Genomic DNA, 12,645 nt, shown 5'->3' on the forward strand with positions numbered 1-12,645 from the left:
TCAGGCCGTTAAAGCAACATAAGCTATTCCCAATGCCATCATAGCAACCAACAACGCCAGAGTAGTGATCCCAATCAGCGTCATACTTTTTATGCATTTCAACAGGTTTAGCAGGCCTTTTTGAGACATAGATGCACTTCCGATGTGATGGATTTCTAAGCATATTAGAAACCTATCCTATCCAAGTCAAAAAAAGTTGAAGTATATATGCTTATAGGTAAATCTTGATGCAGCTTTTAACATCAACTAGACTTCACCTGTTCCCCTCCTTCATGGGGATAAACCGTATATGTGCTTAGCGGTCAAATGTTCCCAAATCTTTTTGGGTTGAAGTGGGGATGATGCTCATCCCCACTTCCTTTGAATAAACCAGACGGTAATCAGCCGTCTCTGCTATCCACTGTTCTTCGTGTAACGTTCCACCTACCCACACCACACCCTCGTCATCTGGCTCAAGCCTGAATCTCCGTTGCCATCCTTCCGGCACATTAACGCGGTTAAGCGCCAGCGCCTCTGGCAGGGAAAACTCAGATAGCTGGCTAAGATATTGTCTGTCGCAAAGCTGCTTTCCACGGGCAGTTTCTACATAAGGAATGAGTGGCAGGCTCATTTCACCATCACGAGTGACTGCGCGAATATGGACATCGTCATCGGTAAAGGGTGTTACGCGTGTTGCCTGGTTCAATGAAAGCCTGGCGTTATAACGTTTTGATTGTTCAGCAGATTCGAAGCGTTCCAGTCCCTCTGTAACCCAGTCAGGTTCCGGCTCGTCCGTTTCATCACGATAGACATCGTCAATCCAGAGCCGGTATGCCTGTGGGAAGCAGAGAGCTGACTGACCCAGTTGCTCAAGCCGCTGTTGAGTACGCCACATTGCGCGCGTATTGGTGTAAACGTAATGACTCTTGCCGTAATCATGATTGGTGGGAAGCAGTACGGTCAGTTTCGGCTGCTGATAGCTTTCAGGTCTGCACTGACGGGAATGACGATGCAGTCGTCCGGCACGCTGGAACAGCAAATCTACCGGGCAAAGCTGCGTTATAAGCCAGTCGAAATCAACATCCAGAGACTGTTCCACGACCTGAGTCGCCACCAGAATACGCCCGACACTGCGGTCACCTGACGCGCCAAAATAGCGCAGCGTCAAATCTTCTTTATGAGACCGGTCGATTAAGGTGAAGCGTGAATGGAACAGGATGATTTCGAGCGCTGTGCTGGCGCGCAACTGCTGATAAACCCGCTGAGCAACATCAACCAGATTGCAGATCAGACAGACCTGAGCGCCCGCCTCAGCGGCAACGATCATCTGCTCAAGCAGGCCAGCATCCGGCTCCATTTCATTGAGATAACAGCACTCAATATTGAGCTGAACGACGGGCGGTAAATGTTCAGGAGTCGCGCTGAGATCGAAGCAAAGATGGCGATCCTGATGTTGCCAGATGACCAGAGGATACTCATCTGATGGGGATGACGTCGCTGAGTTACCGTAAGTTTTGAGTAAGCGCTGTTTCAGTGATGCAGGCAAAGTAGCAGATAACAGTAGTGCACTTTGCCCGGCCTTCGCCTGCTGTCGTAATACCTCCTCCAGCAGGCTGTGCATATAGGTGTCATAAGCATGGACTTCATCAACCAGCAGTACGCTACGGGTAACACCAAAACCGCGAATAAAGCGGTGCCTGACCGGTAATACAGAAATCAGCACCTGATCGATGGTGCAGACGCCAATTTGTCCCAGAAAAGCGCGTTTATTACTACGACTCAGTCATTCGCAGCATTGAGCCCAGGCTTCCTCTTCCTGCACACTTTGGCTACGTGATTTAATGGCTCTAAAATCGGTGCTAAAGCGGGAGTTGCCGTGAGCAAGAATCAGGTTAGGCTGATCAAATAACGTTGAAGCCAGCTTGTCCAGCCGGTTAAGCATCGCGTTGGCGGTTGCCTGGGTGGGAAGTGCAAAGATGATGCTGTCGGCGTAGCCACTGGCTAATAGTCGCCAGGCATAGGCCAGTGCCGTTTCCGTTTTCCCGGACCCTGTCGGAGCCTCAATAATTGTCAGGCCCGGCTCATCCGGTAACTCATCGACCAGTGTCTGAAGCTGGCGTGGCTGATAGCCCGTATCGAGGAGGGCTGCTATTCCACCCCAGCGATTAATCGCGCTTAATAAGCCACTTCGCTGCATTACTGTTGGTGCATCAACAGCATAGCGGCGCGTATAATAATCATGCAAAGGTTCAGGCGCTGACTGGAATTGAAACGTCTCTTCAGTACTCCAGGAACCCAGCCAGTCTGATATCGAGCAGAAACCCGCCAGCAAAGGTGAGCAGGATGGCGGATCATCATCAAGTGATAGTCCTGCCGGTTGCAGGAACAGGACTGCCAGCGCGTCAAGCCAGGCGAGGCGAGCCTGCTTATCTCTCTCTCCCAGTGGCTTTAATTGAAAGTGCAGCGCTAATTCCGATGCTATAAGATCGATATGTTGATGAATATAACCATGATGCCCTGCGACGGCTTCCATCCAGGGAAACCACTGCTCTTTCGGATGCACATCGTGCGTAATAAAAGCGCTGTCATAATGCGTATCTGCATCAAAATCTTGCCTGAACCAGTAGAGACCACCCTGCCCGTGATCCCACGTTTTACCAATCGCATTTTTGCCTGAGGGAGCGCTATTTAATGCTTCCCAGGCACTCCAGCATTTAACCTGGAATCGTATATCCCATTTACCCAAATCATGCAGTGCAATAAAAAAAAGTAGCCAGCCGCGATATTCTGCTTCGCTCTCTCCCTGAGTAAACTGTTTTCTTAATGCAGGAGCATGATCCCACCAGTAGGCTGCTACAGCAGCGACATCCAGGCAGTGATAAGGTAACAAATGAGATTCCGTCAGGATGTTCTCATTGCCACAATTTGCCTTTCCCCAATATCGGTAAAGATCATCCTTCGCCAATACCATAAACATTCCTTATTCATGTAACTCCTTATACCCTTTCCTAAAATACACTTTCAAAAGGAAAATCAAACATTTTTTAGATTTGTTTGTATCTTTTTTGATTTAGATTCATTTTTTGGACGGCAGTGTTATAACAGATAGACAGGAAGATAAAATTAACTCAATGAATTTTTAATGTGGTGGAATAATAATGTGAAAATTTTGTTGCTAAATTTAATTTAGCCTTCTTTCCAGGCAACTACAAATGTCATGTTTCACTCGTAGCGAATAGGCAATAAAAGGACATTACGATGTGGAATATCGATTTTAATGATACAGGCTTATCCCCGCTGGCGCGGGGAACATATGAACTCAATCGGATCCTCCTTGATGGTGACTGGTTTATTCCCACTTACGCGGGGAAGACAACGGGGAGAATGACAGCCGGAAAGGCTGTGTCGATTTGCCCCCGCTGGCGCAGGGAGTTGTAATAAAATGACCGCGTAAATACATACAGGTTTATCCCCGCTGGCACGGAGAACACTATTTTGATCCCCTGGCAGAACTATGGGCCGCGATTTATCTCCGCTTACGCGGGAAACACCTGAAAATAAACAGTCTGAGACATAGTGATTCCGGTTTATCCCCGCTTACGCCGGAAACACCATAAATTCATCCTATTGATTAGTATAATCTTTTTTATCCACTAAAATTCCACCAGATCTTACCCCTGCCACCCCAAATACACACAAAACATCAACCACCAAATTCAGACCAAAAAAAAGCCCCCATATCGGGAGCTTTCTCTTTAACAGCAGCAGAAACTTACTTCTTCTTCGCTTTCGCGTTAGGCAGATCGGTGATGCTGCCTTCAAAGATCTCTGCCGCCAGACCGACTGACTCATGCAGGGTCGGGTGAGCGTGGATGGTCAGCGCAATATCTTCCGCATCACAACCCATCTCAATTGCCAGACCGATTTCGCCTAACAGCTCGCCGCCGTTAGTGCCGACAATTGCGCCACCGATTACACGGTGCGTCTCTTTGTCGAAAATCAGTTTGGTCATACCGTCTGCACAATCAGAAGCGATAGCACGGCCAGAGGCAGCCCACGGGAAGGTAGACGTCTCGTAGCTGATGCCTTTCTCTTTCGCTTCTTTCTCGGTCAGACCGACCCAGGCAACTTCTGGCTCAGTGTAAGCAATAGAAGGGATCACTTTCGGATCGAAGTAGTGCTTCAGACCCGAGATCACTTCTGCCGCAACGTGACCTTCATGCACACCTTTGTGCGCCAGCATTGGCTGACCAACGATGTCGCCGATGGCATAAATGTGTGGCACATTGGTGCGCATCTGCTTGTCGACGCGGATGAAACCGCGATCGTCCACTTCCACGCCCGCTTTACCCGCATCCAGACCTTTACCGTTCGGCACACGACCAATGGCTACCAGCACGGCGTCATAACGCTGCGCTTCGCCTGGTGCTTTCTTGCCTTCCATAGAAACGTAAATGCCATCGTCTTTTGCTTCAACGGCGGTCACTTTGGTTTCCAGCATCAGGTTGAATTTCTTGCTGATTTTTTTGGTAAAGACTTTGACCACGTCTTTATCCGCAGCCGGGATAACCTGGTCGAACATCTCAACCACATCAATCTCTGAACCCAGCGCGTGATACACCGTCGCCATTTCCAGACCGATGATGCCGCCGCCCATAACCAGCAGGCGCTTCGGCACTTCTTTCAGTTCCAGCGCATCGGTAGAATCCCAGACACGCGGATCTTCGTGTGGAATAAATGGCAGTTCGATTGGGCGTGAACCCGCAGCGATGATGGCATTATCGAAGTTGATAGTGGTCGCGCCGCCTTCTCCTTCAACCACCAGGGTATTAGCACCGGTGAATTTGCCGAGACCGTTAACCACAGTGACCTTACGACCCTTTGCCATACCTGACAGGCCGCCAGTCAACTGGTTGATAACCTTCTCTTTCCAGCTGCGAATCTTGTTGATATCAGTAGATGGCTGGCCAAACACAATGCCGTGCTCTTCAAGGGCTTTCGCCTCTTCAATCACTTTAGCAACGTGCAGCAGCGCTTTAGATGGGATACAACCGACGTTCAGACAAACACCGCCCAGGGTGCTGTAACGCTCTACCAGTACGGTTTCCAGACCTAAATCCGCACAACGGAAGGCTGCAGAGTAACCTGCAGGACCTGCCCCAAGTACCACGACCTGGGTTTTAATCTCTGTACTCATCATGACCTCTTAATTGATATCCGGCGGGTCAGACGTTCTTATAATGCCCTTGTTCCACCGGGACTTTCACCGCAAGAGTTTACAGAATTGTTAACAAACTGCCAACCGCGGCGCGACGAATCGTTAAAGGAAGGCCGGCATCCGCCGGCCTTCTTTACATTTACATAACTAAACGACGAATGTCAGACAACATATTGCCGATAATGGTGATGAATCGCGCACCATCAGCACCGTCGATCACGCGGTGGTCGAAGGAGAGAGAAATCGGCATCATCAGACGCGGCGTAAACTCTTTACCGTTCCACACCGGCTCCATCGCCGATTTAGAGACACCCAGGATAGCCACTTCCGGCGCGTTAACAATCGGCGCGAAGTGTGTGGTTCCCAGGCCGCCAAGGCTGGAGATGGTGAAACATCCGCCCTGCATGTCGCCCGCTGTCAGCTTACCGTCACGCGCTTTTTTGGAAATGGCCATCAGTTCACGCGACAGCTCGGTAATGCCCTTTTTGTTCACGTCTTTGAAGACCGGAACCACCAGGCCATTTGGCGTATCAACCGCCACACCGATGTTGATATATTTTTTCAGCGTCAGCTTCTGCGCATCTTCAGACAGCGAGCTGTTGAAGCGAGGCATCTGCTCAAGGGCCGCCGCGACCGCTTTCATGATGAACACCACAGGGGTGTACTTCACATCCAGCTTACGCTTCTCTGCTTCCGCATTCTGCTGCTTACGGAAGGCTTCCAGATCGGTGATATCGGTTTTGTCGAAATGCGTAACGTGCGGGATCATCACCCAGTTACGGCTCAGGTTCGCGCCAGAAATTTTCTGGATACGGCCCAGTTCGACTTCTTCGATTTCGCCAAACTTACTGAAATCAACTTTCGGCCATGGCAGCATACCTGGCAGACCACCGCCGCTTGCTGCAGCCGGAGCTGCTTCAGCGCGTTTCACGGCGTCTTTCACGTAGGTCTGCACGTCTTCTTTCAGAATGCGGCCTTTGCGGCCAGTCCCTTTGACTTTCGCCAGGTTAACACCGAACTCGCGCGCCAGGCGACGAATCACCGGCGTCGCGTGAACGTAAGCGTCGTTCTCTGCGAACTCGCCTTTGCTCTCTGCTTTCGCTGCAGCGGGTGCCGCGGCTTTCGCTTCAGATTTGGCAGCAGGCGCCGGTGCAGCTTCCTGCTTCGCTGCCGCAGGAGCAGCCGGAGCCGCACCTTCGACTTCGAACACCATAATCAGTGAGCCGGTGCTGACTTTATCGCCGGTCGCGACTTTCAGCTCTTTGACCGTACCCGCAAACGGCGCAGGGACTTCCATTGAGGCTTTATCGCCTTCAACCACGATCAGTGACTGCTCAGCGTCAACTTTGTCGCCAACTTTAACCAGGATCTCAGTGACTTCAACTTCATCACCACCGATATCCGGGACGTTAACTTCTTTTGCGCCCGCCGCAGCGGCCGGGGCCGATGCCGCTTCTTCTTTCACTTCTGGCTTCGCATCAGAGGCCGGTGCTGCGCCTTCTGCTTCAAAGACCATGATGGCTGAACCGGTGCTGACTTTGTCGCCGGTCGCAATGGTGATCTCTTTGACCACACCCGCAAACGGAGCCGGAACTTCCATTGACGCTTTGTCACCTTCCACCACAATCAGTGACTGTTCGGCTTCGACTTTGTCGCCAACCTTAACCAGAATCTCAGTAACTTCAACTTCATCACCGCCGATATCGGGAACAGCCACTTCTTTGCTGGCCGTCGCCGCAGCAGCGGCTGGCGCAGGCGCCGCGTCCGCTTTTTTCTCTGCGGCAGGTGCCGGTGCCGCTTCAGCAGCACCTTCAGCATCAAACACCATGATCAGTGAGCCAGTCTCAACTTTGTCACCGGTAGAGATCTTAATCTCTTTCACTACGCCAGCCTGTGGCGACGGCACTTCCATTGAGGCTTTGTCGCCTTCCACGGTGATCAGCGACTGCTCGGCTTCCACCTTGTCGCCAACTTTCACCAGAATCTCGGTGACTTCAACTTCGTCAGACCCGATATCCGGTACCTTAATTTCGATAGCCATTACTCTATTACCTCTTAAGCCAGACGCGGGTTAACTTTATCGGCATCGATATTGAATTTGGTGATCGCGTCGGCCACCACTTTCTTCTCGATCTCGCCGCGTTTAGCCAGCTCACCCAGCGCGGCAACCACCACATAAGATGCATCAACTTCGAAGTGATGACGCAGATTCTCACGGCTGTCAGAGCGACCAAAGCCATCAGTACCCAGTACGCGATAATCGCTGGCCGGGACGTAGCTACGAACCTGTTCAGCGAACAGTTTCATGTAGTCGGTTGAGGCGACAGCAGGCGCGTCGTTCATCACCTGAGCGATGTAAGGTACACGGGCTTCTTCTGTCGGATGCAGCATGTTCCAGCGCTCACAATCCTGGCCATCACGTGCCAGTTCGGTGAACGAGGTGACGCTGTAGACATCAGAGCCGATACCATAATCTTTCGCCAGAATCTGCGCTGCTTCACGCACGTGACGCAGGATAGAACCTGAGCCCAGCAGCTGCACTTTGCCTTTGCTGCCTTCTACCGTTTCCAGCTTGTAGATACCCTTACGGATACCCTCTTCCACGCCCTGCGGCATGGCTGGCATATGGTAGTTTTCGTTCAGCGTGGTGATGTAGTAGTACACGTTCTCCTGCGCTTCACCATACATACGCACCAGACCGTCATGCATGATGACAGCGACTTCATAAGCGTAAGAAGGATCGTAAGAGATACAGTTCGGGATAGTCAGAGACTGAATGTGGCTGTGACCATCTTCATGCTGCAGACCTTCGCCGTTCAGCGTCGTACGACCGGAGGTACCGCCGACCAGGAAGCCGCGTGCCTGCTGGTCGCCCGCCAGCCACATCAGATCGCCGATACGCTGGAAGCCGAACATCGAGTAATAGATGTAGAACGGGATCATCGGCAGGTTGTTGGTGCTGTAAGAGGTCGCCGCAGCCAGCCAGGATGAACCTGCGCCCAGCTCGTTGATCCCTTCCTGCAGAATCTGGCCTTTCTCGTCTTCTTTGTAGTAAGCAACCTGCTCGCGGTCCTGCGGGGTGTACTGCTGACCGTTCGGGCTGTAGATACCAATCTGACGGAACAGACCTTCCATACCAAAGGTACGCGCTTCATCGGCGAGAATCGGAACCAGACGATCTTTGATCGACTTGTTCTTCAGCATCACGTTCAGGGCACGCACAAAGGCGATGGTGGTTGAGATCTCTTTGTTCTGCTCATCCAGCAGCGCACTGAACTCTTCGAGCGCTGGCATTTCCAGCTTCTCAGTGAACTTCGGCTGACGCGTTGGCAGGTAGCCGCCTAACTTCTCACGCTGACCGTGCAGATAGGCGTGCTCTTCTGAGCCTTTCTCGAACGTGACGTACGGCAGTTCTTCGATTTTATCGTCAGCAACCGGCACGTTGAAGCGATCACGGATATAGCGTACGCCATCCATGTTCATCTTCTTCACCTGGTGGGCAATGTTTTTGCCTTCCGCGGTGTCGCCCATACCATAACCTTTGATGGTATGCGCCAGGATCAGTACAGGCTTGCCTTTGGTATCCTGCGCTTTTTTCAGCGCCGCATAGATTTTCTTCGGATCGTGGCCGCCACGGTTCAGTGCCCAGATTTCATCATCGGACAAATCTTTAACCAGCGCCGCGGTTTCCGGATATTTGCCAAAGAAGTGCTCACGCACATAGGCACCATCACGGGATTTGAAGGTCTGGTAGTCACCGTCAACAGTTTCGTTCATCAGCTGAATCAGTTTGCCGCTGGTATCTTTGCGCAGCAGCTCATCCCAGCGACCGCCCCAGATGACTTTAATCACTTCCCAGCCAGCACCGGCAAAGATGCCTTCCAGCTCGTTGATGATCTTGCCATTACCGGTTACCGGACCATCCAGACGCTGCAGGTTGCAGTTGATGATGAAGACCAGGTTATCCAGTTTTTCGCGGGTTGCGATGGTGATCGCCCCTTTGGATTCTGGCTCATCCATCTCGCCGTCACCCAGGAAGGCGTAAACGGTCTGCGCTGAAGTATCTTTCAGGCCACGGTGTTCCAGATATTTCAGGAACTTCGCCTGATAGATCGCTGACAATGGACCCAGACCCATTGATACGGTCGGGAACTGCCAGAATTCCGGCATTAATTTCGGGTGCGGATAAGAAGAGAGGCCTTTGCCGTCAACTTCCTGACGGAAGTTGTTCATCTGATCTTCAGTCAGGCGACCTTCAAGGAACGCACGGGCATAGATGCCTGGTGAGATGTGGCCCTGGAAATAGACCAGATCGCCGCCATCCTTCTCACTGCGCGCGCGGAAGAAGTGGTTAAAGCACACTTCATAAATCGTCGCGGAAGACTGGAAGGAGGACATGTGACCACCGAGTTCCAGATCTTTCTTCGATGCGCGCAGCACCGACATGATGGCGTTCCAGCGAATTGCGGAACGGATACGACGTTCAAGAGAGGTGTTGCCCGGATAATCGGGTTCATCTTCAACGGCAATAGAGTTGATGTAGTTGCTGATTGCAGACGATCCTGCAGCCACTTTTACGCCGCCTTTGCGGGCTGCACCCAGTACCTGATCAATCAGATACTGTGCACGTTCAACACCTTCTTCACGGATGACCGATTCGATCGCCTGTAGCCAGTCACGAGTTTCAATCGGATCCACGTCATTGTGTAAACGTTCTGACATGGGTGTGTTCCTTATCTGTGTCTAATACGTTGAATAATCGGGAGCCTGTTAAAGCAGTTGCAGGCAGGCTCGTCGCACATGTCCGTACGATCTTTGTCGCACGTTATTCCTTACGTTGCTGTAAACGACGCAGGGAGCGTTCTCGACGGCTCTGCTCCCGACTTCTGTCCAGCAAGATTTCCTCTATGAACGCCAGGTGACGGTGTGAAGCCTCGCGCGCTTTTTCTGGCTCACGGGCCACAATCGCCTCAAAGATTCTGGCGCGGTGACCGCTCACTTTTGCCAGCATTTCCCGGCGCGAGTAGAGCAATTCGAAATTCTGACGGACGTTTTGTTCCAGCATAGGGCCCATTGAGCGTAGCAAATGTAAAAGCACGACATTATGGGCTGCTTCTGTGACAGCGATCTGATACTGCATCACTGCGTCCGCTTCGGCGTCTAAATCGCCGCTGTCCTGCGCCTGCTGGATATTGACATGGCAGTCGCGAATGCGCAGCAGGTCTTCCTCGGTGCCGCGCAGTGCCGCGTAATAGGCGGCGATGCCTTCTAAGGCATGACGTGTTTCCAGCAGATCAAACTGTGATTCCGGATGGTCGGCAAGAAGCTCAACAAGGGGATCGCTCATGCTTTGCCAGAGATTCTCCTGTACGAACGTTCCGCCACCCTGTCGGCGCAGCAATAATCCTTTAGCTTCTAAGCGCTGGATAGCTTCGCGGAGAGACGGACGTGAGACATCAAATTGTTTGGCGAGTTCGCGCTCAGGGAGCAGCTTCTCCCCCGGACGCAGGGTCCCTTCCATGATCAGGGATTCGAGCTGTTGCTCGATAGCGTCGGAGAGCTTAGGTTGGCGAATCTTACTGTAAGCCATCATCCCTTCTTATTAAACCAATCGTCCGGAGTAAATTGGTAATACCAATTGCAAAGAGGTGCCGGTAAAGTAACAAAGTATTCACCTTGTGTCTATATGGTGTCTGCGACATTCCCCTCCCCTGCAAGCCTGTGCTGGCGCTAACTCGCGGTTAAAAAAATGAAAAATCCGCGTTCTTGTAAATGTTAAATAAATGCACTTTTACCAAACCTTACACCCGCTCAGTGCCCGGGCGCAGCGGTAACCATAAGTGAATGCTATTCGTCATTAATGGCATTTCATGGCAGAAGTTTGCAGGGACAGACGTGACGGCGACGGCGTTTTTTCAGCCAACTCTTAGCACGAAAGGCGAAAGCAGGTGCAAAGCGATTCGCTTATCACTATTCTTGTCGCCAGGGTAGCAGCGGGCAGCATTCATCACGCCGGATACCGTAAAATAATCAATACGTTATTGTAACTACTTCATTACAGCGGACTGCGCTGCGAACGAAGAATAAAAACATCACGAGGTTTGTATGGAACAACAGCAAGGCGAAGCGCTGAAACGTGGTCTCAAGAACCGCCATATTCAGCTCATCGCGCTGGGTGGTGCAGTGGGAACCGGGCTGTTTCTGGGCAGCGCATCGGTCATTGAATCCGCCGGACCGGCCGTTATTCTGGGTTATGCGATTGCCGGTTTTATTGCCTTTTTAATCATGCGCCAGCTGGGAGAAATGGTGGTTGAGGAGCCGGTTGCAGGCAGCTTCAGCCACTTCGCGTATAAATACTGGGGTAACTTTGCCGGTTTCGCCTCAGGCTGGAACTACTGGGTGCTTTATGTGCTGGTTGCGATGGCAGAACTTACCGCCGTCGGTAAATATATCCAGTTCTGGTGGCCAGACTTTCCAACCTGGGCCTCAGCCGCCATCTTCTTCGTGATGATCAACGCCATCAACCTGACCAACGTGAAAGTGTTTGGTGAGATGGAGTTCTGGTTCGCCATTATCAAAGTGGTCGCGGTAATCGGTATGATCCTGTTCGGTGGCTGGCTGCTGTTCGGCGGTCACGCAGGTCCGCAGGCGACCGTACGCAACCTGTGGGAACAGGGCGGATTTTTCCCGCACGGCATCGGCGGTCTTGTCGCGGTCATGGCGATTATCATGTTCTCGTTTGGCGGACTGGAGCTGGTGGGTATCACCGCTGCAGAGGCAGATAACCCGGAAGAGAGCATTCCAAAAGCCACCAACCAGGTGCTGTGGCGTATCCTGATTTTCTACATTGGTTCGCTGGCGGTGCTGCTGTCTCTGATGCCGTGGAGCCGTGTTACGTCAGAAGTCAGCCCGTTTGTCTTTATCTTCCACGAATTAGGCGATGCCATGGTGGCGAATGCGCTGAACGTGGTGATTCTGACAGCGGCCCTGTCGGTCTATAACAGCTGCGTTTACTGCAACAGCCGCATGCTGTTTGGTCTGGCCCAGCAGGGCAATGCACCAAAAGCGCTGCTGAAAGTCGACGGTCGTGGTGTGCCGGTGTTAACCATTCTGGTCTCGGCTGTGGCCACGGCGCTGTGCGTGCTGATCAACTACCTGATGCCAGGTGAAGCGTTTGGCCTGCTGATGTCACTGGTGGTCTCCGCGCTGGTGATCAACTGGGCGATGATTAGCCTGGCGCACCTCAAGTTCCGCCGTAAGAAAGATCAGCAGGGCGTAACCACCCGCTTTAAAGCGCTGCTCTATCCTGCGGGTAACTGGATTTGCCTGATCTTCCTGGCGGCGATTCTGGTGCTGATGGCAACCACGCCGGGCATGGCGATCTCTGTCTGGCTGATTCCGGTCTGGCTGGTCATTCTGGGGATAGGTTACTTTATCAAGAACCAGAC

7 protein-coding genes are annotated in these 12,645 nt (G+C 52.0%); 1 reads left to right on the forward strand and 6 read right to left on the reverse strand.

The window, feature by feature from the left end; all coding sequences use genetic code 11:
* Positions 1 to 295: 295 nt before the first annotated feature.
* The 6 genes from cas3 to pdhR form a co-directional block, all read right to left on the reverse strand.
* Complete coding sequence (cas3, locus tag N5J69_RS20140) at positions 296 to 1,762, reverse strand: CRISPR-associated helicase/endonuclease Cas3 (protein ID WP_279772411.1); 1,467 nt, start codon at positions 1,760 to 1,762, stop codon at positions 296 to 298.
* Entirely contained in the window at positions 1,763 to 2,956 is a 1,194-nt protein-coding gene (locus N5J69_RS20145) for a CRISPR-associated endonuclease Cas3'' (RefSeq protein ID WP_279772405.1), read from the reverse strand. It abuts the gene before it with no gap.
* A gap of 795 nt (positions 2,957 to 3,751) precedes the next feature.
* Complete coding sequence (gene lpdA / locus N5J69_RS20150; RefSeq protein ID WP_253422113.1) at positions 3,752 to 5,176, reverse strand: dihydrolipoyl dehydrogenase; 1,425 nt, start codon at positions 5,174 to 5,176, stop codon at positions 3,752 to 3,754.
* Between the two features lie 160 nt (positions 5,177 to 5,336).
* Complete coding sequence (gene aceF / locus N5J69_RS20155) at positions 5,337 to 7,238, reverse strand: pyruvate dehydrogenase complex dihydrolipoyllysine-residue acetyltransferase (RefSeq protein ID WP_279772406.1); 1,902 nt, start codon at positions 7,236 to 7,238, stop codon at positions 5,337 to 5,339.
* Positions 7,239 to 7,252: 14 nt separating this feature from the next.
* Positions 7,253 to 9,919 (reverse strand): pyruvate dehydrogenase (acetyl-transferring), homodimeric type, encoded by a 2,667-nt coding sequence (aceE, locus tag N5J69_RS20160; RefSeq protein ID WP_279772407.1) that lies wholly within the window; start codon positions 9,917 to 9,919, stop codon positions 7,253 to 7,255.
* A gap of 103 nt (positions 9,920 to 10,022) precedes the next feature.
* Entirely contained in the window at positions 10,023 to 10,787 is a 765-nt protein-coding gene (gene pdhR, locus N5J69_RS20165; RefSeq protein WP_279772408.1) for a pyruvate dehydrogenase complex transcriptional repressor PdhR, read from the reverse strand.
* Positions 10,788 to 11,302: 515 nt separating this feature from the next.
* Here pdhR and aroP point away from each other — a divergent pair.
* Positions 11,303 to 12,645 (forward strand): aromatic amino acid transporter AroP (gene aroP, locus N5J69_RS20170; RefSeq protein WP_279772409.1); only part of this gene is annotated, 1,343 nt, incomplete at its 3' end.

Source organism: Pantoea sp. GD03673 (assembly GCF_029844725.1).
Lineage (GTDB): Bacteria > Pseudomonadota > Gammaproteobacteria > Enterobacterales > Enterobacteriaceae > Pantoea.

Bases quoted from the DNA above. Each gene is read 5' to 3' on its own strand.
- N5J69_RS20145 (WP_279772405.1), bottom strand. From the start codon at position 2,956: ATGTTTATGGTATTGGCGAAGGATGATCTTTACCGATATTGGGGAAAG.
- aceE (WP_279772407.1), bottom strand. From the start codon at position 9,919: ATGTCAGAACGTTTACACAATGACGTGGATCCGATTGAAACTCGTGAC.
- pdhR (WP_279772408.1), bottom strand. From the start codon at position 10,787: ATGGCTTACAGTAAGATTCGCCAACCTAAGCTCTCCGACGCTATCGAG.
- lpdA (WP_253422113.1), bottom strand. From the start codon at position 5,176: ATGAGTACAGAGATTAAAACCCAGGTCGTGGTACTTGGGGCAGGTCCT.
- aceF (WP_279772406.1), bottom strand. From the start codon at position 7,238: ATGGCTATCGAAATTAAGGTACCGGATATCGGGTCTGACGAAGTTGAA.